This is a genomic window from Variovorax sp. HJSM1_2 (genome assembly GCF_049316285.1).
GTDB lineage: Bacteria > Pseudomonadota > Gammaproteobacteria > Burkholderiales > Burkholderiaceae_C > Rhodoferax_B.
The window spans coordinates 20,835-44,807 of the sequence record NZ_JBMOXA010000018.1; the positions used below are offsets into that span (position 1 = coordinate 20,835).

The 23,973-nt window shown below is 61.4% G+C and carries 27 protein-coding genes; 11 read left to right on the forward strand and 16 right to left on the reverse strand.

Going from position 1 to position 23,973, the window contains the following annotated elements:
• Window position 1 precedes the first annotated feature (1 nt).
• The 4 genes from ACFQ95_RS18170 to ACFQ95_RS18185 are packed head-to-tail and all read right to left on the reverse strand — an operon-like array spanning window position 2 to window position 2,192.
• Window positions 2-472 carry a F0F1 ATP synthase subunit B gene (locus tag ACFQ95_RS18170; RefSeq protein ID WP_422833213.1) on the reverse strand — a complete coding sequence of 157 codons (471 nt, stop codon included), beginning with the start codon at window positions 470-472 and terminating at the stop codon, window positions 2-4.
• Window positions 473-509: 37 nt separating this feature from the next.
• On the reverse strand, window positions 510-755 hold the full coding sequence (atpE, locus tag ACFQ95_RS18175) for a F0F1 ATP synthase subunit C (protein ID WP_076196444.1): 246 nt from the start codon (window positions 753-755) through the stop codon (window positions 510-512).
• 52 nt (window positions 756-807) lie between these two features.
• Window positions 808-1,707 (reverse strand): F0F1 ATP synthase subunit A, encoded by a 900-nt coding sequence (gene atpB, locus ACFQ95_RS18180; RefSeq protein ID WP_422833215.1) that lies wholly within the window; start codon window positions 1,705-1,707, stop codon window positions 808-810.
• A 17-nt stretch (window positions 1,708-1,724) separates the two neighbouring features.
• Window positions 1,725-2,192, reverse strand: a complete 468-nt coding sequence (locus ACFQ95_RS18185) for an ATP synthase subunit I (RefSeq protein ID WP_422833217.1) — start codon at window positions 2,190-2,192, stop codon at window positions 1,725-1,727.
• A 226-nt stretch (window positions 2,193-2,418) separates the two neighbouring features.
• Between ACFQ95_RS18185 and ACFQ95_RS18190 the strand changes: the two genes are divergently transcribed.
• Genes ACFQ95_RS18190 through lipA form a run of 6 tightly spaced genes read left to right on the forward strand, consistent with a single transcriptional unit; the run spans window position 2,419 to window position 6,906 of the window.
• On the forward strand, window positions 2,419-2,811 hold the full coding sequence (locus ACFQ95_RS18190) for a CopD family protein (protein WP_422833219.1): 393 nt from the start codon (window positions 2,419-2,421) through the stop codon (window positions 2,809-2,811).
• A gap of 3 nt (window positions 2,812-2,814) precedes the next feature.
• The gene (locus ACFQ95_RS18195; RefSeq protein WP_422833220.1) at window positions 2,815-3,948 is read left to right on the forward strand and encodes an MBL fold metallo-hydrolase; all 1,134 of its coding nucleotides are present in this window, start codon (window positions 2,815-2,817) and stop codon (window positions 3,946-3,948) included.
• A 36-nt stretch (window positions 3,949-3,984) separates the two neighbouring features.
• On the forward strand, window positions 3,985-4,896 hold the full coding sequence (locus tag ACFQ95_RS18200; protein WP_422833221.1) for a D-amino acid aminotransferase: 912 nt from the start codon (window positions 3,985-3,987) through the stop codon (window positions 4,894-4,896).
• A 13-nt stretch (window positions 4,897-4,909) separates the two neighbouring features.
• Window positions 4,910-5,221 carry a YbeD family protein gene (locus ACFQ95_RS18205; RefSeq protein WP_422833222.1) on the forward strand — a complete coding sequence of 104 codons (312 nt, stop codon included), beginning with the start codon at window positions 4,910-4,912 and terminating at the stop codon, window positions 5,219-5,221.
• An 11-nt stretch (window positions 5,222-5,232) separates the two neighbouring features.
• Window positions 5,233-5,919 (forward strand): lipoyl(octanoyl) transferase LipB, encoded by a 687-nt coding sequence (lipB, locus tag ACFQ95_RS18210; RefSeq protein WP_422833328.1) that lies wholly within the window; start codon window positions 5,233-5,235, stop codon window positions 5,917-5,919.
• A gap of 6 nt (window positions 5,920-5,925) precedes the next feature.
• Entirely contained in the window at window positions 5,926-6,906 is a 981-nt protein-coding gene (lipA, locus tag ACFQ95_RS18215) for a lipoyl synthase (protein WP_422833223.1), read from the forward strand.
• A gap of 207 nt (window positions 6,907-7,113) precedes the next feature.
• Here the strand turns inward: lipA and ptsP are convergent, their stop codons facing one another.
• From ptsP to ACFQ95_RS18235, 4 genes are all read right to left on the reverse strand, one after another.
• Entirely contained in the window at window positions 7,114-8,877 is a 1,764-nt protein-coding gene (gene ptsP, locus ACFQ95_RS18220) for a phosphoenolpyruvate--protein phosphotransferase (protein WP_422833224.1), read from the reverse strand.
• A gap of 46 nt (window positions 8,878-8,923) precedes the next feature.
• Window positions 8,924-9,193, reverse strand: coding sequence for an HPr family phosphocarrier protein (locus tag ACFQ95_RS18225; protein WP_422833225.1), 270 nt, complete (start codon window positions 9,191-9,193; stop codon window positions 8,924-8,926).
• Window positions 9,162-9,605 (reverse strand): PTS sugar transporter subunit IIA, encoded by a 444-nt coding sequence (locus ACFQ95_RS18230; RefSeq protein WP_422833226.1) that lies wholly within the window; start codon window positions 9,603-9,605, stop codon window positions 9,162-9,164. Before ACFQ95_RS18230 ends, ACFQ95_RS18225 begins: the two co-directional genes overlap by 32 nt.
• Window positions 9,606-9,709: 104 nt before the next feature.
• Window positions 9,710-10,243 carry a hypothetical protein gene (locus tag ACFQ95_RS18235; RefSeq protein ID WP_422833227.1) on the reverse strand — a complete coding sequence of 178 codons (534 nt, stop codon included), beginning with the start codon at window positions 10,241-10,243 and terminating at the stop codon, window positions 9,710-9,712.
• 238 nt (window positions 10,244-10,481) lie between these two features.
• Here ACFQ95_RS18235 and ACFQ95_RS18240 point away from each other — a divergent pair, with 238 nt between their 5' ends.
• Window positions 10,482-11,618, forward strand: a complete 1,137-nt coding sequence (locus ACFQ95_RS18240) for a hypothetical protein (protein ID WP_422833228.1) — start codon at window positions 10,482-10,484, stop codon at window positions 11,616-11,618.
• Between the two features lie 54 nt (window positions 11,619-11,672).
• Here the strand turns inward: ACFQ95_RS18240 and ACFQ95_RS18245 are convergent, their stop codons facing one another.
• Entirely contained in the window at window positions 11,673-12,395 is a 723-nt protein-coding gene (locus ACFQ95_RS18245; protein ID WP_422833230.1) for a DUF4197 domain-containing protein, read from the reverse strand.
• Window positions 12,396-12,409: 14 nt separating this feature from the next.
• Here ACFQ95_RS18245 and ACFQ95_RS18250 point away from each other — a divergent pair, with 14 nt between their 5' ends.
• Window positions 12,410-12,910, forward strand: a complete 501-nt coding sequence (locus tag ACFQ95_RS18250) for a TlpA family protein disulfide reductase (RefSeq protein ID WP_422833232.1) — start codon at window positions 12,410-12,412, stop codon at window positions 12,908-12,910.
• A 106-nt stretch (window positions 12,911-13,016) separates the two neighbouring features.
• On the opposite strand, the gene ACFQ95_RS18255 is transcribed toward ACFQ95_RS18250, so the two are convergent.
• The 5 genes from ACFQ95_RS18255 to ACFQ95_RS18275 form a co-directional block, all read right to left on the reverse strand.
• Window positions 13,017-13,784: a class II glutamine amidotransferase gene (locus ACFQ95_RS18255; protein WP_422833234.1), complete on the reverse strand. Its 768-nt coding sequence runs from the start codon at window positions 13,782-13,784 to the stop codon at window positions 13,017-13,019.
• A 9-nt stretch (window positions 13,785-13,793) separates the two neighbouring features.
• Window positions 13,794-15,284, reverse strand: coding sequence for an MFS transporter (locus ACFQ95_RS18260; RefSeq protein WP_422833235.1), 1,491 nt, complete (start codon window positions 15,282-15,284; stop codon window positions 13,794-13,796).
• A gap of 117 nt (window positions 15,285-15,401) precedes the next feature.
• Window positions 15,402-16,913 carry a cyclic nucleotide-binding domain-containing protein gene (locus ACFQ95_RS18265; protein ID WP_422833237.1) on the reverse strand — a complete coding sequence of 504 codons (1,512 nt, stop codon included), beginning with the start codon at window positions 16,911-16,913 and terminating at the stop codon, window positions 15,402-15,404.
• A 55-nt stretch (window positions 16,914-16,968) separates the two neighbouring features.
• Window positions 16,969-17,160 carry a 4-oxalocrotonate tautomerase gene (locus tag ACFQ95_RS18270; RefSeq protein ID WP_422833239.1) on the reverse strand — a complete coding sequence of 64 codons (192 nt, stop codon included), beginning with the start codon at window positions 17,158-17,160 and terminating at the stop codon, window positions 16,969-16,971.
• A 115-nt stretch (window positions 17,161-17,275) separates the two neighbouring features.
• On the reverse strand, window positions 17,276-17,512 hold the full coding sequence (locus ACFQ95_RS18275; RefSeq protein WP_422833241.1) for a cysteine-rich CWC family protein: 237 nt from the start codon (window positions 17,510-17,512) through the stop codon (window positions 17,276-17,278).
• 211 nt (window positions 17,513-17,723) lie between these two features.
• On the opposite strand from ACFQ95_RS18275, the gene ACFQ95_RS18280 reads away from it, so the two are divergent.
• Window positions 17,724-18,455: a hypothetical protein gene (locus ACFQ95_RS18280; protein WP_422833243.1), complete on the forward strand. Its 732-nt coding sequence runs from the start codon at window positions 17,724-17,726 to the stop codon at window positions 18,453-18,455.
• Window positions 18,456-18,556: 101 nt separating this feature from the next.
• Here the strand turns inward: ACFQ95_RS18280 and ACFQ95_RS18285 are convergent, their stop codons facing one another.
• On the reverse strand, window positions 18,557-20,737 hold the full coding sequence (locus tag ACFQ95_RS18285) for a malate synthase G (protein WP_422833245.1): 2,181 nt from the start codon (window positions 20,735-20,737) through the stop codon (window positions 18,557-18,559).
• Window positions 20,738-20,884: 147 nt separating this feature from the next.
• Window positions 20,885-21,628, reverse strand: coding sequence for an IclR family transcriptional regulator (locus tag ACFQ95_RS18290; protein ID WP_422833246.1), 744 nt, complete (start codon window positions 21,626-21,628; stop codon window positions 20,885-20,887).
• A gap of 129 nt (window positions 21,629-21,757) precedes the next feature.
• Here ACFQ95_RS18290 and ACFQ95_RS18295 point away from each other — a divergent pair, with 129 nt between their 5' ends.
• Both ACFQ95_RS18295 and ACFQ95_RS18300 read left to right on the forward strand, forming a co-directional pair.
• Window positions 21,758-22,693, forward strand: coding sequence for a hydroxymethylglutaryl-CoA lyase (locus tag ACFQ95_RS18295; RefSeq protein WP_422833248.1), 936 nt, complete (start codon window positions 21,758-21,760; stop codon window positions 22,691-22,693).
• Between the two features lie 60 nt (window positions 22,694-22,753).
• The gene (locus ACFQ95_RS18300) at window positions 22,754-23,956 is read left to right on the forward strand and encodes a CaiB/BaiF CoA transferase family protein (RefSeq protein ID WP_422833249.1); all 1,203 of its coding nucleotides are present in this window, start codon (window positions 22,754-22,756) and stop codon (window positions 23,954-23,956) included.
• Window positions 23,957-23,973 lie beyond the last annotated feature (17 nt).

A 23,973-nucleotide genomic window follows, 5' to 3' on the forward strand; every position in this document is an offset into this window, starting at 1 on the left:
CCTAGAGTTCGGTTTTGAGACGGTTCAGCAAATCGGCGTGGACACCAGCATTGACTTCCTTGCGGAGAATCTGCTCTGCACCCTTCACGGCCAACGTAGCCACCTGCTCACGCAGGGCTTCACGGGCCTTGACAACCTGCTGCGCGGCTTCTGCTTGCGCAGCAGCAACGATCTTGGCGGCCTCTTCGCTTGCGCGGGTTTTAGCTTCTTCAATGATGGCTTGGGCACGGCGCTCAGCATCGGCCAGACGAGAAGCGGTTTCGTTGCGCGAGCTGGTCAGCTCGGCTTCCACACGCTTGTTGGCCACGGCCAACTCGGTCTTAGCTTTGTCTGCGGCCGCCAGGCCATCAGAGATCTTCTGTGCCCGCTCGTCGAGTGCTTTGGTGATGGGTGGCCACACGAACTTCATCGTGAACCAAACCAAAATCGCAAAAACGACGGCTTGCAGGAACAGGGTCGAATTAATGTTCACGGCTTATTTCCTTTCGGTCGTGAAAGGTCGCCAGAAATTAGATTGCGAAGGGCTTGGCAAAAGCGAACAGCAGAGCAATAGCCACGCCGATCAGGAAGGCCGCATCGATCAGACCAGCCAAGATGAACATCTTGGTTTGCAGTTCGTTCATCAACTCAGGTTGACGAGCCGACGATTCCAGGAACTTGCCGCCCATCAAAGCGATACCGATAGATGCGCCCATTGCGCCCAGACCGACGATCAAACCACAAGCCAGAGCGACGAGACCGAGAATGTTTTCCATGATTGCTCCTAGAGATTACAGGTAAAGAAAAAAGAAAAAAGAGAAACGAAACTTAGTGAGACTCGTGAGCCTGTCCCACGTAGATCAATGTCAACATCATGAAGATGAAGGCTTGCAAGGTGATCACCAGAATGTGGAAGATACTCCACACAGATCCAGCGATAACGTGCCCGACGCCCAGCCAGAAACCACCTTCAAGGGGGTTGAACTGCCAGGCCCACACGCCGCCCATCAGGGCGATCAGCATGAACACCAGCTCACCGGCAAACATGTTGCCGAAGAGTCGCATGCCGTGGGAAATTGTTTTGGCCAGGTATTCGATCACTTGCATCAGGAAGTTGATCGGATACAGGAACCAGTGGTCACCAAACGGTGCCGCCACCATTTCGTGCGCCCAGCCGCCAACGCCCTTGATCTTGACGTTGTACACCAAGCAAACAAACAAGACGCTGACCGACAAACCCAGAGTGGTGGACAGGTCGGCAGTAGGCACCACACGCATGTAAGCGTGGTGTGGATCATGACCAGCAGCGCCGTAAGCCAGTTGCCACAGATTGGGCAGCAAGTCCACGGGCAGCATGTCCATGGCGTTCATGGCAAAAATCCAGAAGAACACGGTGAGCGCCAGCGGCGACACCAGCTTGCGGCTGGTGGCGTTATGGATCACGCCCTTGGCCTGGTTCTCGACCATTTCAGCCATGATCTCCACCGCAGCCTGGAAGCGACCAGGAACGCCGGAGGTGGCCTTGCGCGCAGCGCGCCAAAGCAAGAAGCAACCCACCACACCCAAAATCACGGAATAGATCAGCGAGTCCAGGTTAAAGAGGCTGAAATCCACAATGCTGGTTTGCTTGACAGATCCGAACGAGAAGTCTCGTTGCAAATGCTGCAAGTGGTGAACAATGTAGTCGCCTGCGTTTGGACCTTCTGCACCAACGTTTTCAGTCGCCATATCTACCTGTGCCTTATTCACTTAACCGAATGCTGGCGCCGAGAATGCAGCACCAACATCACCCAATAAACTTTCATGGTCAGCACAAAGCCAAGCAGCAATACCAGCCAGCTCAGCCCCTGAACCATCCGCGGTGCCGCAAACAAAATGGCCACCGTCAAGATGATCTTGACCAACTCCCATACAAAAAACCCCAACATGGCAGCACCGGGAAAGAGGCGCATCATGCGACTGGAGAGCCCGCGAGCGTAAACAGCCCCCGGTATCACCACTGCCAGCGCTCCGTATCCTGCCGACATGGCCATGGCGACCTGCCCGGACACCAGGCCCGCAGCCAAAGCCACCAGCCCGCCCACTACCAGTTGCCATCGCCAAACCCACCAAAGCGACAGCGGCGGATTCTTGGCCCTCCACTGCCGCGCTTCTTCGGCGGTAAGGGGCTTGAAATCGTTTTCTTCAGCGCTATCTTCAGCTTGGTAAGCCATTGTGTCCCCGTCAAATTACAACCGGGCTACACCCTCGACAATTCAGCAAAGCTCTTGATTATACGTAGAAACCCAGAGCATCCATAATGCTCGGGCGCAAGTGTGTCCCGCACGCGCCGGACGCACTTTACCTGCTGGAAACAATTCCAGCCTCCATATCGGGCTATTCATGACACCTTGGCTTAAGTTGTTTCACCTGGTTGCAGCCATTGTTTGGCTGGGCGGCATGACATTTCTGGTTTACATGCTGCGCCCCGCGGCGGCACGACTGCTTGCCCCGCCAGAGCGTCTTCCCTTGATGGCAGCGGTCCTGAACAAATTTTTTCCCATCGTCTGGATCTGCATTGCCGCACTGCTGCTGAGCGGCTTTGTCACCTTGGCCCGGGTCGGCATGGCGGCCGCGCCCCCTGGCTGGCACGTCATGGCCGCCTTGGGCGTGATGATGACGCTGATCTTTGCGCATCTGTTTTTTGGTCCCTACCAAAAGCTGCGCCGCGCCATCGCCGCGAGCGACTGGGCCTCAGCTGGTCGGCAACTGGCCCGCATGCACCCGTGGGTGCTGGCGAACCTGGGCCTGGGCTGGGCCGCCGTGCTGGCGATTCTGCTGTTGCGCGCCTAAGCCATGCACACGCCATGCAAGCCCGTGAGGCTGAGTCTTGCTTGGGCGTTTTGCGCGGTTTTCCTGTCTTTGGCAGGCTGTGCGCCGCAGCCTCCTCAAACCAGCGCGACGCAGGCCGGCGGCAACACCCCAACCCATTTCCAAGACGGCAAGTTCCACAACAACTACGTTGACACCCTTCCGGGCCCGCTGTCCGACCTGCTGCGTTGGCAATGGAACGCCTGGCGCAACAACCTGCCTCCACCACCGCGCACGCCGATTCCGGTCGTGGCCCCCGACCTGCCCGCCATCAGCGCCAACGCTGTGGCCGGCAGCGCCATGCGGCCCGCCATCACCTGGGTGGGCCACGCCAGCATGCTGGTGCAGGCCAATGGCCTGAATGTGTTGACCGACCCGATCTTCAGTGAGCGCGCCTCGCCGGTGCAATGGATTGGCCCCAAGCGTAACCAGGCGCCAGGCGTCGCCTTGGCCGACCTGCCGCCCATCGACGTGGTGGTGATTTCGCACAACCATTACGACCACCTGGACGTGGCCAGCGTGCGGGCGTTAAACACCCGCTCCGCCGGCAAAACACTCTTCATCGTGCCCCAGGGCCTGAAGGCCTGGTTTGCCGATGAAGGCATCCAGAACGTGGTGGAGCTGGACTGGTGGCAGTCGCACGCGGTGGCGGGTGTCGATTTCATGCTCACGCCGGTGCAGCACTGGTCGGCACGCGGCATCAACGACCGCCACAAAACCCTATGGGGCGGCTGGGCCGTGATGGGGCCAGCATTCAACTGGTATTTTGGCGGCGACTCGGGCTACAGCGCGGACTTCAAAGATACCGCCACGCGGCTCGCGCCGCGCCTGGCCACGCGCGGCGGCTTTGATCTGGCGCTGATACCGGTGGGCGCCTATGAACCCGAATGGTTTATGCAACCCCAGCACATGAACCCGACCCAGGCCCTGCAAGTGCAACGCGACCTGGGCGCCAAACAAAGTGTCGGTGTGCACTGGGGTACCTTTAATCTGACCGACGAGCCACTCGACCAGCCTCCAAACGATCTGGCCAAGGCCCGCGCAGCGCAAGGCGTCACCGATGACCAGTTCTTTTTGCTCGCCATCGGTGAAACGCGCTTCCTGAAACCGCAGCCGTAAAAACCCAAACAAAAACAACCGTCCGATAATTACCGCATGACTTCTTCCTCTCAGCCCAGCGTTCTGCCCGACTTCCCCTGCTACCTCAACGGCGCCTACACCCCGTTGTGCGACGCCAAGATCAGCGTCATGGACCGTGGCTTCATCTTTGGTGACGGCATCTACGAAGTGGTGCCGGTCTACGCCGCTGGCCGCCTGTTCCGTTTCGACCAGCACATGGCGCGCCTGGAGCGCAGCCTGGCCGAATTACGCATCGCCAACCCGCACACCCGTGAAGAGTGGAAGGCCATCATCCGCAAAGTGCTGAAGGCCCACACCGAACACGTGGGCGCCGACCCGGCCACACACCTGCAGTCGGTCTACATCCAGATCAGCCGTGGCGTGGCCCTGCGCGACCACCCCATGCCCGCGGGCCTGACGCCGACGGTGTTTGTCATGGCCACGACCGTCAAGCCGGCCAGCGCAGAACAGCGTGCAGCAGGCGTGGCCGCCGTGACGGCCGACGACTTCCGCTGGGAAAAGGCGCACATCAAGGCCACCAGCCTGCTGGGCGCGGTGATCGCACGGCAGATCAGTTTTGACGTGGGCGCAGCCGAAACCATCATGTTCCGCAACGGCTTCCTGAGCGAAGCCTCGCACAGCAATGTGTGGATCGTGAAAGATGGCGCCGTCATCGGCGTGCCCAAGGACAATCTGGTGCTGGAAGGCATTCGTTTTGGCCTGATTGAAGAGCTGTGCCAAGCCCATGGCATTCCCTTCAGCCTGCGCCGCATTGCCAGCGAAGAACTGCGCACCGCAGATGAAGTCTTGCTCTCCAGCGCTGGCAAGGAGGTGACCGCCGTCACCAAGCTGGACGGCCTGGCGGTTGGAAACGGCCAACCCGGCCCCATCTACCAAAGCTTGTACGCGGCCTACCAAGACGCCATTGAGCGTACGCCTACAGCCTAAACAGGAGCCAGCCATGTCTACACCCGATACCCCCAACAGTCCCGCCGACGCACCGGTCGATCCGCGCAAAGATTCGCTGATCGAGTATCCCTCGCTGTTTCCCATCAAGGTGATGGGTGTGCATGTCGACGGCTTTGTGAACGCCATCACCACCATCGCCAAACAGTTTGACCCCACGTATGACGCCAGCACGGTGGAGCTGCGCGAGAGCAAGGGCGGCAACTACCTGGGTGTGACGGTCACCATCACCGCCACGTCGCGCGAGCAGCTCGACGAGCTGTACCGCACCCTCAGCACCCACCCCATGGTGAAGATGGTGCTGTGACGGCTGCCACACTGGCGGCCAGCATGCCGCTTCAAGTCCGGGCCTTGGGCCGGGTGGACTACCTGCCCACCTACCAGGCCATGCAAGATTTCACGGCTCAGCGCACAGCAGATGAGCCTGATCAGCTATGGATTTGCGAGCATTCGCCGGTTTTCACCCAAGGCCTGGCGGGCAAACAAGAGCATTTGCTGCTGCCCGGCGACATTCCCGTCGTCTCCACCAACCGCGGCGGCCAGGTCACCTACCACGGCCCGGGCCAGGTGGTGGCCTACCCGCTGATCGACCTGAAGCGCGCTGGCTACTTCGTCAAGGAATACGTTTACCGCATCGAAGAAGCGGTGATACGCAGCCTGGCGCACCTGGGCGTGACCGGCCACCGTGTGGGCGGCGCTCCGGGCATTTACGTGCGGCTGGACGACCCGTTTGCGCATCATCGCCTGGCGCCCGCACTGCCCGGTGTTGACCCGTTTATCGGCCTGGGCAAGATCGCCGCGCTGGGCATCAAGGTCAGCCGGCACTGCACCTACCACGGCCTCGCTTTGAACGTGGCCATGGACCTGGAACCCTACTCCCGCATCAACCCTTGCGGTTATGCAGGACTGAAGACCGTAGACCTTTCTACAATCGGCATTCAAACCACTTGGGACGAAGTCGCGAACCTGCTGGCCCACAAGCTGGCGGCCCAGCTCGCGCCGTGAAAGAACATGAGCACTGTAGAAGTTGTGCGCGACGCGCAATCCGTTGAAGATTACAACCCCCTGGCCAAACAGAAGGCGGGGGCCAAGCTGTCGCGCATCCCCGTGAAAGTGGTTCAGGCCGAAGTGCTGAAGAAGCCCGACTGGATCCGCGTCAAAGCCGGCAGCCCGACCACACGTTTTTACGAGATCAAGCAGATCCTGCGCGAGAGCAACCTGCACACCGTGTGTGAGGAAGCCAGCTGCCCCAACATCGGCGAATGTTTCGGCAAGGGCACGGCCACGTTCATGATCATGGGCGACAAGTGCACCCGCCGCTGCCCGTTCTGCGACGTGGGCCATGGCCGCCCTGACCCTCTGGACGCCGATGAGCCGCTAAATCTGGCCAAGACCATCGCCAAGCTCAAGCTCAAGTATGTGGTGATCACCAGCGTGGACCGCGACGATCTGCGCGACGGTGGCAGCGGCCACTTTGTGTCGTGTATTCAGAACATCCGCGAACTGTCGCCACAAACCCAGATCGAAATCCTGGTGCCCGACTTCCGTGGCCGCGACGACCGCGCACTCGAAATCCTGAAGGCCGCGCCACCAGACGTGATGAACCACAACCTGGAAACCGCGCCGCGCCTCTACAAAGAAGCCCGCCCCGGCAGCGACTACCAGTTCAGCCTGAACCTGCTGAAAAAGTTCAAGGCCCTGCACCCCAATGTGCCAACCAAGAGCGGCATCATGGTCGGCCTGGGCGAGACCGATGAAGAAATCCTGCAAGTGATGCGCGACATGCGTGAGCACAACATCGACATGCTGACCATAGGCCAGTACCTGTCGCCCAGCAACAGCCATTTGCCCGTGCGCCGCTACGTGCACCCCGACACCTTCAAGATGTTTGAAGAAGAAGCCTACAAAATGGGCTTCAGCCACGCCGCAGTAGGCGCCATGGTGCGTTCCAGCTACCACGCCGACCAGCAGGCCCACGCCGCAGGGGTGTAAACAACCTCGTACGGATAACGCCGGCCGCTACGCGCCACCGAAAAGCCCCCGCCACAGCATCCTGCGGCGGGGGCTTTTTTACGCTGGTGGATGGCACGTCCTTGCCTCTTGCCACTGACCACCACGCTACCGCGTGGCTTCAGCCGCCGCACCGTACTCGCCAGGAAATCAGGCAATGCGTCGCGCCACAGCGGTTGTCTCTAGCGCTCAGGGTCTGACGAGAGACAACACCAAGGACGGATCATCGGCGGCCAGAACTTCTTCCGACCAGGTGGTCAAGCGAACGGCGTCGGCTCGCAGCACTTCCTGCTTGACCGCAAGAATCTGCGTGGGATGCATGGAAAAGCTGCGCAGCCCCAGGCCCAGCAGCAACCGGGTCATGGCGACATCACCGGCCATTTCGCCACAAACACTCACCCCCTTGCCTTGTGCGCGGCATTCCGCAATGGTGCTGGCCAATAACATCAGCACCGCTGGATGCAAGGGGTCGTAAAGGTGGGCCACCGATTCGTCGGCACGGTCGATCGCCAATGTGTACTGGATCAGGTCGTTGGTACCGATAGACAGGAAGTCAAAGTAGCGCAAGAACATCTTGACGCTGAGGGCAGCCGCTGGAATTTCTATCATGGCGCCGACCTTCAGATCGCCATAAGGGATTCCGCGGTTGTCGAGTTCAACCCGCGCAAAGTCCAGCAGCGACAAGGTCTGGCGGATTTCGCTGCCGTGCGCCAGCATGGGGATCAACAGGTTCACGGGTCCGTGCGCTGCGGCGCGCAGGATGGCGCGCAACTGGGTGCGGAACATCGCCGGGTCGGCGAGGCTCCAGCGAATCGCGCGCAGTCCGAGTGCGGGATTCAGATGCGCGTCTTCCTTGAGCCCTTTTTCTAGCGGTTTGTCTGCGCCCACATCGACCGTGCGAATGGTCACAGGCAGCCCCTTCATGCCTTCAACGGCGCGACGGTAGGCCTTGTATTGCTCTTCTTCGTCCGGCAGGGCCTTGCGCCCCATGAACAAAAACTCACTGCGGAACAAACCCACACCCACGGCGCCAGCTTTGACGGCTTCGTCGGCATCTTCTGGGAGTTCAATATTGGCCAGCAGCTCAACTTTCTGGCCATCCAAGGTTGTTGCCGGAGTGTGCAGCAGACGCGTCAGGCGCTGGCGCTCCAGCTGGACCTGGCGTTGCTTGAAGCCGTACTCGGCCAGGATGATGGCCGAGGGGTCGACAATGACCACACCCGCATCGCCGTCGATGATGACCCAGTCATCCTGGCGCACCAATTGGCTGGCGTTGCGGGCCCCCACCACCGCCGGGATATCCAGGCTGCGCGCCACGATGGCGGTGTGCGAGGTCTTACCCCCGACGTCGGTGACAAATCCGGCAAACACACTTTGCTTGAACTGCAGCATGTCGGCTGGCGACAGATCGTGTGCGATCAGCACCAGCGGCACGTCCACCGTATCGTCCAGAAGCAAGTCTTGCTGACGCTGTGCCTCGCGTGCCCGTGAGGGCGGCGATACCGGCGACGCCACACCCTTCATGTAGCGCAGTATGCGCTCCACCACCTGCTCAAGATCGGCCTTGCGCTCACGCAAGTACTCGTCTTCCATCTCGTCAAACTGGCGTGCGATGATTTCCAGCTGCGTGGTGAGAGCCCATTCGGCGTTGTACAGCCGGTCGGTGATCCAGTGCTTCACACCAAGCGTCAGCGTCTCATCCTCCAGCAGCATCAGATGCACATCCAGCAAGGCCGTGAGCTCGTGCGGCGCATCCTTGGGCATATCCTGCTGCAGCCGCTGGATCTCATCAACCACCGCATTACGCCCCATGCGCACGCGGTCAATCTCGGCAGCAACCTGGTCAGACTCGATGAAATAGTGCGCAACGTCCACCCGGCTGGACGCCACCAATACCGCGCGCCCAATGGCAATGCCACGGGCGACGGGAAGGCCGTGCACCGAAAACGTCATGCGCCAAGCCCCTCAAAAGGTCGCGCGCAGTAGCGCCGCTGGGGTTTCATTCACCTTCGCCAAATTTGTCGGCGATCAGGGCGAGCAAAGCCTGCATGGCTTCTTGCTCCTGAGGGCCATCGGTGTCGATGGTGACTTCGGAACCAATGCCGGCGGCCAGCATCATCACACCCATGATGCTCTTGGCATTGACGCGCCGCTCACCCTTGCTCATCCAGACCTCACACGGGAAGCTGCCCGCCAACTTGGTCAACTTGGCCGAGGCGCGGGCATGCAGACCCAACTTATTGCTGATGGTCGTAGTAGTTTGAATCATTCTTTTTTCTGACTTGATTTTGCGGTGCGGTGATCGCCACCTGCATGATCCCTTGCGTGCCACCAATCAGCGCCCGCTGCACCAAGGCATCGAGTGGTTCGTGGCGGTAGGTCACGGTGCGCAGCAACATGGGCAGATTGACGCCACTGATGAGCCGGCACTTCACACCGTCGGCCAGGCGCTGCGCCACGTTGCACGGGGTTGCGCCAAATACATCGGTAAGAATCAGCGTATGCGAGGTATCCAACTGCTCCAGCACGATACGAGCCGTGGCGGTGGTCTCCTCCGGCGACACATTCGGCTGCACATCCAGCGCCACCACCCCTTGCTCGCAATCGGGAAAGACATGCAATGCACATTGCCGCAGGGCATGGGCCAACGGCGCGTGGGCAATGATGAGGATACTATTCATTGAAGGCAATTATGGGGTTTGCCAGCCGCAACCCAGGCAAAGCGTTCCGGTTTTACATGCAAGAAACATCGACCTGCTTGGAGGAGTAAGCGGTACATCGACCCTCATGGTAGCCGCAAGCCATCAAAGAAAGTGTTCACCACCGTTTCGTCAGGGTGATCAGCATAAACAACGGCGTGAAAAACATCGACGGCACCACGGTTTACATATGCAAACCACACGGCCTGGGCCGAAACGGCACGCCCGTCGGTCCGCTGGCCCTGCATGCGCAGCCGCACCGCTTGCGGCAGCCCCAGAGAACCAGGCAGTGCGAACGGGGTTTCAACCACCTCAGCCGCTCGTATGTTTGCCAACACCGCCGTGCGCCAGCCGGCTAACGCCGGACCGGCCTGCATGGGGTCGCTGAGCTGCGTATGCGAGATCGCAAATGTGGCGCCTGCGGCATCGCAGCCCAGCATATCCAGCGTCACCGTCTGCCCGGCCATGGGCACTTCACGGGTGGCTCGGTCTGGTTTGCAGGGCAATAGCGCACTCAGCGGACTGGCGTCGCTGCGCGACTCACGCCAGTTCAGCGCGGGCTGACAGGCTGCCAGCGCCAACAGCAGTAGTGAAAACAAGGGCTTGAAAATGCCGTTCATACAAGCATTATCAACAGCCAAAGCGGCGATGATGGCGCGCGTTGATCCTAACGGTAGTCTTGGTGTCATCGCATCGACTATCCAGTGTTTTGGCGTCCCATTCATACGACGCCCTATACACTGCAAATGCTGTAACACTAAGATACATTCTTGGATACTCTCACTCTACCAAGCCTCAGAATACGCGCCACTTAAGCCATTTAGACGCCCCACAGACGCCACGGCCCCAGAACCTTCGATGCCATCCGCACCTCTCATCAACGCGCTCTCGTCGCCCACAGACCAAGCCCCAACCAACAACGGCTACGCTCACCTCGATATCGCTGGCGTCATAGGCGCGGAATTAGCCGACCCGCTGTCGCATATGCAGCAAATCGTTGCGGGCATTCTGGAGTCGGGCAAGATCTCGCGCCGACACATCAAGCAATTGGGCTACATGATCGAGGGCGCGCGCAAAACCGCCATGCAAAGCCAGCAGTTGGCGCGCCTGGCCAACGGCCGCTTGCGGCAATCTCATGAAAAGCTGCGGCTGGACATTTTGCTGACCCAGGCCTTGGCAGAAAACCTGCCGCGTTTGCAAGCGCAAGACATCCTGCTGCAGCAGCACATTCAGCCCGTAGACGTGATCTTCGACCCAGGCCTGTTGATGAGCCTGATCGATGCCAGCATAGACTGGATCTCGCTGCGTGGGCATCATCTGAATGTTGCGCTGAATCTGCAAAACCCACCCGAATTCAGCCTGTTGCGCTTCACCGCCAACCCGCGTGCGGAATCTGCACTCAAGCCAGAAACACCGCCCGAGTTTGAAAAACTCTCTTGGTACTTGCTGATGGAAGTCACACGCACCATGGGCGTGAAGATCACGCGCACCGTGTCGGCCACAGAAACCGTGCTCAGCCTTGAATTTCAGCGCAGCACCCCGCCGCCACTCGAAGCACTGGACCACGCCGAGACCCGTTCGCGCGTGGATTCCTGGCAAATGGGCGGCTCATCCGCCATCAATGGCACGGCACCGCTGCTGGTGACCGACGACCCCAAGCTGCGTCGCACGGTGGAAACCATCTGCCTGAACATGGGCCTGGAGTTGAACTGTGCCGCCAACTCCACACGCGCCGCACGTTACTGCGCCCAGGAGCGGCCGCCGCTGATGATTTACGACGAGCGCTGCAATGACGAAGTGCTGGAGACGCTGCAAAGCGAGCTCACCCGGCACGACCCGAACTTTCCGTTCATTGAAATCGTCGACGAGTCAAAAACACTGATGATGTCCACCTGGATGAGCGACACCATCACCCGCGTCAACACCGAAAACCTGCGCACCATGCTGCCACGCGCCTTGATGACCGGGCTGTCACGCAAACGTAGCCCGGTTTGACAACACGGGGCGCCGGCTCGCCCCATCGCGCAGCACAGGCTGGGCTGCGGCGACTCAAATGGCGCCGAACACCTTTTTGACGATGGCGCTGGCCGCACCTGCGGGGTTTTGCCGCAGCTGGCGCTCTTGTTCGCCTATGGTGAAGTACAGCCCGTCCAAAGTTTTGCCTGTCACGTACTGCTGAATATTGGCGTCTTCCTTTTTCATCAGCCCCATGCCTGAGGCCTTGCCGGCGATCTGGTTGTATTGCTCTACTAGGCCTACTTTTTCAACCGCCTTGCTCACCACGGGCAAAAACTGCGCCGACAGCGGCGCCCGGGTTTTGGACGAGAAAAAGTCGGTGACCGAGGTGTCGCCGCCCGTGAGTATGCCTTTGGCGTCCTGCACACTCATGTTTTTCACAGCGTTGATAAGCAGGTCTTTGGCCATGGGCACGGCGGCTTCGGCGGCGCGGTTCATGCTGGTGATGAGTTCATCCACCTTCTGGCCCTGGCCGAGTTTGCGCATCAGCTTGGCCGCGCTGTCCAGCCCGCCGGGCAAACCTATGCGAACTTTTTCGTTGTCCAGGAATCCACCAGACTTGCCCAGCAGGTCCACAGCCACTTGCGCGCCTTGTGTCAGCGCGGTGCGCAGTCCCTGCGAGGCTTCCTGGTCGGTCAGATCGGCAATCGACAACGCCTGTGCTGGCTGCCAAACGGCCAGCAAAGGCAGGCCCAGCAGACCGGCCGTGGCCAGACTAAAATTTCGGCGGTCCCTTGAGTGGTTCGAGTGGTTCATAAGGCGCTCCTGTAATGAAAAAAACTTACGTTCCCCTGGCTGTCGCCGCGCTGCTCGCAGTGGGCGGTGCTGCCTATTATGTGAGCGCCGCAGCCGAGACCGCACCGCCTGCAAGTTACGTTTTGTTGGACGGTAGCCGCAAAACCACCCAGGACTTCAAAGGCAAGGTCACGCTGGTGAACTTCTGGGCAACCAGCTGCGTGACCTGCGTGGCCGAAATGCCGCGCATCATCGACACCTATGCCAAGTACAACAGCCGTGGCTTCGACACCTTGGCCGTGGCCATGTCGTATGACCCCCCGGCCTACGTGGTGAACTACGCGCAAACACGCAAGTTGCCGTTCAACGTCGCCATAGACAACACAGGCGCTGCCGCCAAAGCCTGGGGCGACATCCAACTCACACCCACCACCTTCCTGGTGAACAAACGCGGCGAAATCGTCAAACGCTTTGTCGGCGAACCCGATTTTGCCGAGTTGCATCGGCTGATCGAAAAGCTGCTGGCCGAAGCGTAGCAACTTGGCTTCATCAGCCCGATAAGCCTTTTACGCTGATCTGGCAAGCGCCCGCAGCTCTCAAAATTGAGAACCTAAGCGCCCGGCCCGCCCCGCCAAACGGCCCTCAAGCGGGTAGCGCGACACCATCAACAAACACCCGCAGCTCACCCGGCGCAAACGCCGTCCACTGCTCGTTGGTGGTCAGCGGCGTGGTCACAACGACGGCCACACGGTCGTTCGGCGTGGTCGCCTCGGCAAAGTCCACACTCAGGTCTTCATCGGCCAGATGGGCGCGTACAAACGGATGTTTGCGCTCCACGTAGTGCAGCAGCGTCGAAGCGTGCGCCCACAAGGCTTGGCCATTGGTCAGCATGAAGTTAAAAGTGCCGTGGCGGGCGATTTGCGGCGCCAGCTCGCGTAATGTCAGCGTCAGCTCGGCCACGCTGGGCACGTCGGCATGTGATTTGGCCAGCTCCTGCATGATCCAGCAAAAGGCGCGCTCGCTGTCGGTATTGCCCACCGGACGAAAATTGCCATGCAGGCGCGGCTGGTAATCCTTGAGGTCACCGTTGTGCGCAAACACCCAATGGCGGCCCCACAACTCGCGCACAAACGGGTGGCAGTTCTCCAGGCTCACCACACCTTGCGTGGCCTTGCGGATGTGCGAGATGACGTTGCGGCTCTTGATCGGGTAGCGGCGAATCAGCTCGGCCACCGGCGAACTGCACGCCGCCTCGTGGTCCACAAAATGGCGCACACCTTTGCCCTCGTAGAAGGCGATGCCCCAGCCGTCGGCATGGTGGTCGGTACGGCCGCCGCGTTCGGCAAAACCGGCAAAGCTGAACATCACGTCGGTTGGCGTGTTGCAGTTCATTCCAAGAAGTTGACACATACGCCGACTTTAACCCGTGGAACTCTTGGCCACCGGCGCCGTTTCACGCAGTTGCAATGCCGCCACCAGCGCCACCACACACAGCCCGGCCAGTAGCATGAAAGTCTCGTTGAAGGCGGCCAGGCGTTCGGGACTGGTGACTGGGTTGGCAAACGAATCGCCATGGGCCGCCAGGCGCCACTCCAGCACGATGCCGCAAAGGCTCACCCCGCTGGCGCCACCCAGCATGCGCAAGAAGTTGATGGTGCTGGACGCCTGCGGAATCAGCGCTTTGTCCAGCGGCCGCATGGCGCCCAGGTTGAGCGATGGCAGGATGAAGCCCAGGCCAATGCGCCCCAAGGTCACCCAAACCACCAGCCACCAGGCGGCACTGGTCAGCGTCACCGTGGCCATGAGCGCAAACGATAACGCCAACAGCGCCACACCAATACTCACCAGCAGATAAGTGGGATGACGGTCGGCCAGGCGGCCCACGCCCGCAATGGTGAAGGCCAGCACGATGCCGGCTGGCAGCAGCGTGGTGCCCACATAAGACGCCGATAAATGCAGGCCCACCTGCATGTACACCGGCAGCAGGTAGGTGGAGCCAAACAGCGCCGTGCCGTAGATCACCGCCACGATGCTGCCCATGCTGAACTGGCGGTAACTGAAGAGGTGCAGGTTCATCAGCGCGGTGCCGCCAAGTGCTGCCAAGCGGCGCTGCCAGGCGATGAACCCGACCACTGCGCAGACGGCACCGGCCAATAGCAGACCGGCCGTCCAGCCACCACTGTCGCGCAGCGCCACCATGCCGTTGAGCAAACACAGGGTGCCCGCCGTGGCCAGCAGCATGCCGCGCCAGTCCAACCCCGCGCCATCACGGTTGGCGGCAGTGCCGCCTGGTGTGGTCGTGGGCACGAACTTGTAGGCCAGCCAGAAAGACGCCAGGCAAAACGGCACCACCATGAAGAAGATAGAGCGCCAGCCAAACAAATCCACCAGCACGCCCCCAATGCTCGGCCCAATGGCCGGCGCCAGCACCACCCCCATGCCAAACAGGCCGCTGGCGCGCCCCTGCTCGTGGGGCTGGAAGGCGCGCAGAATGATGATCGCTGGTATCGGTTGCACCACCCCCGCCGCCAGCCCTTCGGCCACACGCGCGAACAGCACAATGCCGTAATGGTTGGTCAAGCCGCCGAGCACGCCACCCCCGAGCAGCAGCCACATACACCCCACATAGGTGCGGCGATAACCGAAACGTCCCAACAACCAGGGTGTGGTGAGCATGGACACCGTCATCGCCACCATGAAACCCGAGGTGACCCACTGCGCGCGTGACTGGCCCAACGAAAAGTGATGGCTCATGTCGGGAATGGCCACGTTGACGATGGTCGACGACATGATGGACGCCATGGTGCCAATCATCACCGAGATCAACAGCAGCCAGCGGTAACGCTCGCCGTAGCGGGCGCGCAGGGCTTCGACAGAGGACGACGCGGTGGATGAGGTGACGGAGCTCAAAAATGGCGGCTCTCGCGGCGTGGCGTATTCGGCGGCATGGGCCCAGCCGGCGCGAGGAGACTGAAAGCTAAAGCACTGATGATAGGACTTTCGGCCGAAGGCTGCTGGTCACGGGCATCATCCCTTCAACGCAAAAAACGCGCGCATGCGCTGTAGCAGGTCTGCGGGACGTGTTTGGCCATTGCTGGCGGCACTCTGCTCCAGGCGCGCGTCAGTGGCTGCTTTGCGTTGGGCCAGCACCTGGGCCACTTCCTGCGCCAGGTCGGGGCGGGCATTAAGCACCTCGGCAAAGCCTTCTTTGTCGAGCCGGTAACACTCCACATCGGTACGCGCAATCACCGTGGCGCTGCGCGGGGCGCCGGTGAGCAGCCCCATTTCACCGAAGAAGTTACCGTCGCGCAATTCCGCCACCACGGTTCGGCCTTGCGGGCCATCGATCACCACTTCGGCCTCGCCGCGCACGATGAGGTAGAGCCAGTGCGCCACCGCGCCCTGGCGCGTGATCGTGCCACCCGCAGCAAACGGTGCGTGCACCAGGTGGCTGGCCAGCATGGCGTGTTCGGCTTCGCTCAGGCTGGCAAACAGTGCCACGCTGCGGATGGCGGCGAGCCGTTTGGCGTTCTCTCGGCGCTCGCCGGCGCTGCGCCAGTTGTCGTCTTCGTTCATCATCAGCCGCTCTTCCAGCGGCATGCCCAGGCGTATGCCTTCGCGGGCCAACGCGGCCAGCGCGTGTATGCGCACGGCGGAATCGCTAGGGTCATCGAACTGCGGGTCGGTCAGCCAATAACGCAGGCCGTAACGGCCGAAGCCGGGCGACATGTCCAGCAATACCGCGTTCGGTGGCGGCTGTGTGGCCACGCGCTGCAGGCCAGCGTCCACCACGGCGTTCTCCAGCGTTTGCAGCACCTGGCTGGGTGCGGCATGGCTATCCACGTTGAAATACACCCAGCGGCGCCACACCAAGGGCGCTTCGGCGGTGCGGCGCAGCACACGAAAGCGGTTTTTCATGAGCCAACTATTGGGCACCACCACGGTCTCGCGGTTGCGCGTCAGGATTTCGGTATAGCGCCAGCGCACATCGACCACGCGGCCGCTGAGTTCGTCCAGGTAGACCCACTCACCGACACGCAGCGAGTGGTCGAGCTGCAGCATCACGCCGCCCATGATGTTGCCCAGTGTGTCCTGCATGGCAAAGGCGAGCACCGCCGTTAACACGGCCGAGGTGGCGAAGAGCTGCGAGGCGTCCACCCCCAGCAGGCGCAACCAGAGCAGCAGCCAACCAAGGGACAGGCCCATCATGCTCAGGTCGTGCGCGATACGCGGCACCTGCAAACCAAGGCCCGGCAGCATCCAGCGGAACAGGGCCAGCGTGGCGATCTGTATGACCGCCCACACCGTCAGCAAGGTGCTCGCGTTGCGCAACAATTCTGCGGCCAGCGGCGCATTAAAGGCAGCGGCGGTCACGGCCACGGATTGCAGCAGCACCGTGAGCAGCAACAAAACCCAACTCGCGCGCAGGCCGCTGCGCAATGCGGGGCGCCACACCTGCAAGGCCAAAGCCAGCAACGTGGCCATGCCGGCCAACCACAGCAGTTCCGAACGAACGAGTGCTTGGCTGGCGTCTGGCATCAAAGCTTCCGCGTGATGTGTCAGTCAAACCGATGAAGTGAGCGCGAGAGCTTTTTCAGCTGCGCGGTTCAGACCACAGCTTGCCGCCGGTGGCCCAGTTGTGGCGTTGGATGTCGGTGATGATGATGTCTACCGACTCGGGCGAGCCGCCGAGAATTTCCACCGAGACACGGGTGATTTCTTCGACCAGCTTTTTCTTCTGCTCGACGGTACGGCCTTCCATCATTTCGACGTGGTAGGTGGGCATGGACTAACTCCTTGATGTAGAGATGGTGACAAAAATGGATGCAGATGCATGTTTACAGATGATAGGAGCAGTCCACAGGTTTCGGTGCGCTCATGCCCAAACCGCATCCACGCGTTCACTCATCCGCTTTTGGTGTAATGCCCTGCGCGCTGGCACAACGCTGGCAAATACACTGCAGCCCACGCTTGGATGCGGGCACCTGGGCCAGCGCGGCGGCCGAAATGATCTGGCTAAAGCACCAGCAAGGCTCGGCCGGCTCGCCAGTAGCCTGGGCTTTCACCTGTGCACAGAGGTTTTGCTCGCCGCAGATAGGGCACAGCGCGGCGGGCGGCGTTGGAAGGTAAGTGGACATACGGGCCCCAAAAAAAAGCCAAAACCGGACAGAAAACGGTCGCACGGGGCAACGCAGGCCTGCGTAGTTTCCCTGATCCCAAGATCTGTTTTGTCATTCTTTAAACTCAATGACTTGTGCATCCAGTTACAAGTGAGCAACATAGCGTAGCCTGCCGATTCGAAATGAGGAATTCGTGTTTTTTTTGCAGCCGGTGAGGAGACCAAGACTTTTGTGTGCCGCCATAACGGTCATGGCGGCGCTCGCCAGTCCGGCCCTGGCCGCCACCGTTGATGTCACACAAGGCAATGTTTACTCGCCAGCCGGCACCCTAGACCTCAAAACCGGAGACGAAGCGGCACAGGAAGCGGCTAACGCAGCAGCCGCGGCCCATGGCATCACGGAGGCCATGTCCACCCCCCGCCCTGCCACCGCCAACAAGCCGAGTAACAGCAGCACCCCCACCTCGCCCGCGAGCAAAGAAACCGCCAGCGCAGCCACCCCGGCAAAACCCGTAGATCTGGACCTTGGCCGTGCGGTGCGCGACGCCACCAAGCCTTTACGGGAAGAGTTGGCGCGCTCAGCTGTAGGTGAAGCCGTGCGTGGTCTTGCCACTGACGATCAGATCGATGAAGGCACTACCGGTGATGAGGCTGCGGGCCGGCGCCGCAGTTGGGAGGGCCCACAAGGCTCCTCAGAGTTGGAAAATGGCGGCCGCCCACGCACCGAAGCAGAGATGGCGAGCGACAAGGTCAAGGTCGCGTTTCTCTTGCAGGCCTTGCTCCACGAAGTGGCCCCCTGGGTAGTAGCGGCCGGCGTGCTGTATGTGTTGTTTTACACGCTGCGCCTGTTGCTGGCTTTTCGCCGCCGCAGCAAGGCCGAAAAACGTGAGCGCCGTCGGCAACATGAACGCCGCCGCAGCCAGGCTCCCGCCAGCTCACGTGGCACACCCACGCAGCACTGAAAAATCTCACGCCTAAAACACTTCAAGCGCTCTACATAAAAGCAGCGGCAGCTATTAATTCAATAGCTGCCGCTGTTCTTTTGGAAGCGCCGTTTAAAGCCTTATGACGGCTGCCCGGCCTTGACCTTGAGGCGCCAGGCGTGCAGCAGCGGCTCGGTGTAGCCGCTAGGCTGGGCCATGCCCTTGAACACCAGGTCGGTGGCGGCCTTGTAGGCTGCGGACTGGTCGAAACGACCGGCCATTTTTTGGTACAGCGGATCGTCGGCATTCTGCTCGTCCACAACGGCAGCCATGCGTTCAAACGTGGCCTTGACCTGCTCGGCGCTGACCACGCCGTGGTGCAGCCAGTTGGCCATGTGCTGGCTGCTGATGCGCAGCGTGGCGCGGTCTTCCATCAGGCCGACGTTGTGGATGTCGGGCACCTTGGAGCAGCCCACGCCCTGGTCGATCCAGCGCACCACATAGCCCAGAATGCCTTGGGCGTTGTTCTCCAGCTCTTCCTGCTTGGCGGCGTCGCTCCAGGTCGGCACGGCCGTCACCGGAATTTGCAGCAGCGCGTTCAAGATGTTGTCGCGCTCGGCATCGGCGTTGGTCTTTTCCAGCTCTTTCTGCACCTCGGCCACGTTCACGCGGTGGTAGTGCAAGGCGTGCAGCGTGGCGGCCGTGGGGCTGGGCACCCAGGCGGTGTTGGCACCGGCCTTGGGGTGGGCAATCTTTTGCTCCAGCATGGCCGCCATCAGATCAGGCATGGCCCACATGCCCTTGCCAATTTGTGCACGGCCACGCAGGCCGCAGTTCAGGCCCACCAGCACATTGTTCTTCTCGTAGGCGGCAATCCAGGCGCTGGACTTCATGTCACCCTTGCGGATCATGGGGCCGGCCAACATGGCGGTGTGCATCTCGTCGCCGGTGCGGTCCAGGAAGCCGGTGTTGATGAAGGCCACACGTGCGCTGGCCGCCGCAATACAGGCCTTGAGGTTGACGCTGGTGCGGCGCTCTTCGTCCATGATGCCCAGCTTCACGGTGTTGGCGGGCAGGCCCAGCACTTGTTCCACACGCGTGAACAGTTCGCAGGCAAATGCCACTTCGGCCGGGCCGTGCATCTTGGGTTTGACGATATAGACCGAGCCCGTGCGCGAGTTGCCCTTGCGCTGCAGGTCGTGCATGGCGATGGTCACGGTGACCATGGCGTCCAGAATGCCTTCGGGGATTTCCTTGCCGTTGCCGTACAACACGGCGGGGTTGGTCATCAGGTGGCCGACGTTGCGCACAAACATGAGCGAGCGGCCATGCAGCTTGACCTCGCCGCCCTTGGCTGCCGTGTAGACGCGGTCCGGGTTCAAGCTGCGCGTGAAGGTTTTGCCGCCCTTGCTCACGCTCTCGGTCAACGTGCCCTTTTGGATACCCAGCCAGTTGCTGTAGGCCAGCACCTTGTCATCGGCATCAACCACGGCCACGGAGTCTTCGAGGTCAAGAATGGTCGAGAGTGCGGCTTCCAGCACGATGTCGCTGACACCGGCCGCGTCGCTTTTGCCAATCGGCGTGCTGCGGTTGATCTGGATGTCCAGGTGCAAGCCGTTATGCACCAGCAAGATGGACGTGGGCTGCGCCGCATCGCCCAGATAAGCTATGAACTGCGCCGGGTTGGCCAGTGCCACATCTTTGTCGCCCAGCGACACCAGCAGTTGGCCGTCGACCACTTTGTAGGCGGTGGAGTATTTGTGCGAGCCATCGGCCAAGGGCGTGGCCTGGTCGAGCACGTCGCGCGCGAAGGCGATGACGTTGGCACCGCGCACCGGGTTGTAGCCGCTGCCTTTTTCTGCACCATTGGCTTCGGAGATGGCGTCGGTGCCGTAAAGCGCGTCGTACAGCGAGCCCCAGCGGGCGTTGGCGGCGTTCAGCGCGTAGCGCGCATTCAGTACCGGCACCACCAGTTGCGGGCCGGCTTGCACGGCCAATTCGGCATCAACATTTGCCGTGGTGGCGGTAAACGAGGCAGGCGGCGGCACCAGGTAGCCAATTTTCTCCAGGAAAGCGCGGTAGGCCGGCATGTCGGCAATCGGGCCGGGGTGCGCCGTGTGCCAGGCATCCAGCTCGGTTTGCAGGCGGTCGCGCTCGGCCAGCAGGGCGATGTTTTTCGGCGCCAGGTCACGCACGATGGCGTCGAAACCTTGCCAGAAGGTGGCGCTGGCCACACCGGTGCCGGGCAGCACTTGTTCTTCGACAAAGTTGTAGAGGTTGCTGGCAACTTGCAGATCGCCGGTGGGGGTGCGGGTGCTCATGAAAGGACCTTCCGAAAGTAGAAAAACAAATCTGTTCTGGCACAAAGCCGGTGCACTGCACCTTGCTCAGGCGGCATGTGCTACTTTATTCGAACCTTGAACACGTATTAATGATGGAAATTGCCATTAATAAGTGACAAAAAGATACTAAATCTGCCCCGTCAACCGGCGTGCTGCCGCCAATACCGGCGCCAGATGGTCCAGTGTGTAGCGGTGGGCTGGCATGGTGAGTGTGAGCGCAGCAGCTAACGTGCCATCGGATTTAAACACCGGGGCGGAGATGCCGGCGAGTTCCGCACTGCGGTCGCCCACCAAGGCGCAGTAACCGTCAACCCTAACCTGGGCCAAAAGCGCACGGTCGGATGCGGGCACTTTGGCTTGTGGGCCGGCAAAAGCCATCAGCACCCGCGCGCCAGCCCCGCGGTCGGCCGGCAGCAAATCACCGGCTTTCACGTGGTCGCGAATCGGGTGTGGTGAATCGACGCGGTAAAGGCATAGGCGGCTACGGTGGGCCGCGTCGCCGCGCAACACGTGATACGCCGCGCTTTCGCCGGTGGCGGCCACCAGGTCTTGCAACACCGGCAGCACCAGGTGGTCGAGTTGCGCGGTGCCTGCCCTGGCGTAGATGGCGTGCAGCCGGGCAACTTCCACACCCAGCGCGTAGCGCCCATCCTCCAGCCGCTGAATGAAGCGCGCATGTTCAAGCGAGGCGAGCAAACGCAAGGCCGTGCTTTTATAAAGCTGCGTGCGCGCCGCCAATTCGGCCAGGCTCAACGCCTGGTCGCCGGCGCGGAATGCGGCCAGCAGCGTCAAGGCGCGATCGACTGCGGCGGCGCCGCCGGGGGCGGCATGGTCGTCGGCAACGGAGGCGGTGAGGGCTTTACGCGGCATTGAAGTGGCTAGGCAGGGAGATTGGCGCCAAGATTGACGGCAGAACGGTGCTCTGGTGTAATTCGGGCGACGTTCTATTTATTAGAACATGGTTCTATAAGATAGAACAGTCCCTTTTTAAAGCTCTGCATGTCTTCAGCCACACCCCCCCAAGTCCTGATCAGCGAAGTTGGCCCGCGCGACGGCCTGCAATCGGTCAAAGCCAGCATGCCCACGGCTGCCAAGCTGCGCTGGATAGATGCACTTTATGCCGCCGGCCTGCGTGAGATCGAGGTCGCATCCTTCGTGCCTGCCAAGCTGCTGCCGCAAATGGCCGATGCCGCCGAGGTGGTGCGCCACGCCATCACGCTGCCGGGCCTGGTGGTGATGGCGCTGGTGCCCAACCGCAAGGGCGCGCAGGCCGCGCTGGAGGCTGGGGTACACAAGCTCACCATGCCGGTGTCGGCCAGCCGCGCCCACTCGCTGGCCAACGTGCGCAAAACACCAGAAGAAATGGTGGACGAGGTGCGCGCCATTTCCGAGCTGCGCCGCCAAATGGCACCCCAGGTTTTGCTGGAAGCCGGCATCTCCACCGCGTTTGGTTGCACGCTGCAGGGCCTGGTGCCGGAGGACGAAGTCATCGCGCTGGCCGTGCAATGTGTGGCGGCGGGCGCGGATGAGTCCGGCCTGTCGGACACCGTGGGCTACGCCAACCCGGCCCAGGTGCGCCGCCTGTTCAAACGCCTGCGCGCCGAATTAGGCGACAAGGCCGGCGCCGCCCACATGCACAACACCCGCGGCCTGGGGCTGGCCAATTGCCTGGCCGCGCTGGAAGAAGGTGTGACCACGTTTGATGCCTCTTTGGGCGGCCTGGGTGGCTGCCCCTACGCACCGGGTGCCTCGGGCAACGTGGTCACCGAAGATCTGGTGTTCATGCTGGAGGCCATGGGTGTGCGCACCGGCGTCGACATCAACCGCCTGATCGCCGCACGCGCGCCGCTGATGGCCGGGCTGCCGGGCGAGCCGGTGTACGGCATGACGCCCGAGGCGGGCTTGCCCAAGGGTTTGGGCCAACCCGTGCTCTAGCGCTTTCTGCATCTGCGCAAGTAGCTATCATTTTTGATAATCTAATTTTTAAGTTAACCCATGCCCACCACCGCCACCTCCCCTCAAGCCCTGCCCTACGCCGGTGTGCGTGTTGTTGAATTCACCCACATGGTGATGGGCCCGACCTGCGGCCTGTTGCTGGGCGACCTGGGGGCCGAGGTCATCAAGGTCGAGCCCATAGAGGGTGACGCCACGCGCCGCCTGCTGGGCTCGGGCGCGGGCTTCTTCCCGACCTTCAACCGCAACAAGAAAAGCATTGCGCTGGATTTGAAATCGCCCGACGGCGTAGAGGCCGCGCGCAAACTCATCGCCACGGCCGACATCGTGAGCGAAAACTTCAAACCCGGCACCATGCAAAAGCTCGGACTGGACTACGCCACCTTGTCCAAAGTAGACCCGCGCCTGATCTACGTCAGCCACAAGGGTTTTCTGCCCGGCCCCTACGACCACCGCACCGCGCTCGACGAAGTGGTGCAGATGATGGGCGGCCTGGCCTATATGACCGGCCGCCCCGGCGACCCGCTGCGCGCGGGCACCAGCGTGAACGACATCATGGGTGGCATGTTCGGCGCCATTGGCGCCATGGCCGCGCTGCGCCAGCGCGAGTTGACCGGCAAGGGCTGTGAGGTGCAGTCCGCACTGTTTGAGAACAACGTGTTCCTGGTGGCACAACACATGATGCAGTTTGCCGCCACCGGCAAAGCCGCCGCGCCCATGCCCAGCCGCATTTCGGCCTGGGGCATTTACGACGTGTTCAGCGTGAAGGACGACGCGCAGATCTTCCTGGCTGTGGTGAGCGACAAGCAGTGGGCCATCTTCTGCCAGGCACTGAGTCTGCAAGACCTGCAGGCCGACGAGCGCCTGCGCAGCAACAACGACCGCGTGCTGGCGCGCGAGTGGCTGATGCCGGTGCTGCGCGAGCGCCTGGCCGCCTACAGCGCGGCCGAGTTGAGCTCGGTGTTCGAGAAAAACGAGTTGCCGTTTGCGCCCATCACCAAACCGCAGGAATTGTTTGACGACCCGCACCTCAACGCCACCGGTGGCCTGGCCCCGGTGCGCATGAACGACGGCTCGCAGTCCAAGGTGCCGCTGATGCCGCTGACCATTGGCGGCGAGCGCCCGGGCATTCGCCTGCAGCCGCCGCTCAAGGGCGAACACACGCGTGCCTTGCTGCGCGAGGTGGGTTACAGCGAAGCGCAGGTGGAAGCGATGTTGGCGGCGGGCGCAACTGCTGTAAATTAGATAGCTGTCTGGGCTGA

Coding starts and splice junctions, on each gene's coding strand:
- atpE (WP_076196444.1), bottom strand. CDS start 755: ATGGAAAACATTCTCGGTCTCGTCGCTCTGGCTTGTGGTTTGATCGTC.
- atpB (WP_422833215.1), bottom strand. CDS start 1,707: ATGGCGACTGAAAACGTTGGTGCAGAAGGTCCAAACGCAGGCGACTAC.
- ACFQ95_RS18185 (WP_422833217.1), bottom strand. CDS start 2,192: ATGGCTTACCAAGCTGAAGATAGCGCTGAAGAAAACGATTTCAAGCCC.
- ACFQ95_RS18190 (WP_422833219.1), top strand. CDS start 2,419: ATGACATTTCTGGTTTACATGCTGCGCCCCGCGGCGGCACGACTGCTT.
- ACFQ95_RS18195 (WP_422833220.1), top strand. CDS start 2,815: ATGCACACGCCATGCAAGCCCGTGAGGCTGAGTCTTGCTTGGGCGTTT.
- ACFQ95_RS18200 (WP_422833221.1), top strand. CDS start 3,985: ATGACTTCTTCCTCTCAGCCCAGCGTTCTGCCCGACTTCCCCTGCTAC.
- ACFQ95_RS18205 (WP_422833222.1), top strand. CDS start 4,910: ATGTCTACACCCGATACCCCCAACAGTCCCGCCGACGCACCGGTCGAT.
- lipA (WP_422833223.1), top strand. CDS start 5,926: ATGAGCACTGTAGAAGTTGTGCGCGACGCGCAATCCGTTGAAGATTAC.
- ptsP (WP_422833224.1), bottom strand. CDS start 8,877: ATGACGTTTTCGGTGCACGGCCTTCCCGTCGCCCGTGGCATTGCCATT.
- ACFQ95_RS18225 (WP_422833225.1), bottom strand. CDS start 9,193: ATGATTCAAACTACTACGACCATCAGCAATAAGTTGGGTCTGCATGCC.
- ACFQ95_RS18230 (WP_422833226.1), bottom strand. CDS start 9,605: ATGAATAGTATCCTCATCATTGCCCACGCGCCGTTGGCCCATGCCCTG.
- ACFQ95_RS18235 (WP_422833227.1), bottom strand. CDS start 10,243: ATGAACGGCATTTTCAAGCCCTTGTTTTCACTACTGCTGTTGGCGCTG.
- ACFQ95_RS18240 (WP_422833228.1), top strand. CDS start 10,482: ATGCCATCCGCACCTCTCATCAACGCGCTCTCGTCGCCCACAGACCAA.
- ACFQ95_RS18245 (WP_422833230.1), bottom strand. CDS start 12,395: ATGAACCACTCGAACCACTCAAGGGACCGCCGAAATTTTAGTCTGGCC.
- ACFQ95_RS18250 (WP_422833232.1), top strand. CDS start 12,410: ATGAAAAAAACTTACGTTCCCCTGGCTGTCGCCGCGCTGCTCGCAGTG.
- ACFQ95_RS18255 (WP_422833234.1), bottom strand. CDS start 13,784: ATGTGTCAACTTCTTGGAATGAACTGCAACACGCCAACCGACGTGATG.
- ACFQ95_RS18265 (WP_422833237.1), bottom strand. CDS start 16,913: ATGCCAGACGCCAGCCAAGCACTCGTTCGTTCGGAACTGCTGTGGTTG.
- ACFQ95_RS18270 (WP_422833239.1), bottom strand. CDS start 17,160: ATGCCCACCTACCACGTCGAAATGATGGAAGGCCGTACCGTCGAGCAG.
- ACFQ95_RS18275 (WP_422833241.1), bottom strand. CDS start 17,512: ATGTCCACTTACCTTCCAACGCCGCCCGCCGCGCTGTGCCCTATCTGC.
- ACFQ95_RS18285 (WP_422833245.1), bottom strand. CDS start 20,737: ATGAGCACCCGCACCCCCACCGGCGATCTGCAAGTTGCCAGCAACCTC.
- ACFQ95_RS18290 (WP_422833246.1), bottom strand. CDS start 21,628: ATGCCGCGTAAAGCCCTCACCGCCTCCGTTGCCGACGACCATGCCGCC.
- ACFQ95_RS18295 (WP_422833248.1), top strand. CDS start 21,758: ATGTCTTCAGCCACACCCCCCCAAGTCCTGATCAGCGAAGTTGGCCCG.
- ACFQ95_RS18300 (WP_422833249.1), top strand. CDS start 22,754: ATGCCCACCACCGCCACCTCCCCTCAAGCCCTGCCCTACGCCGGTGTG.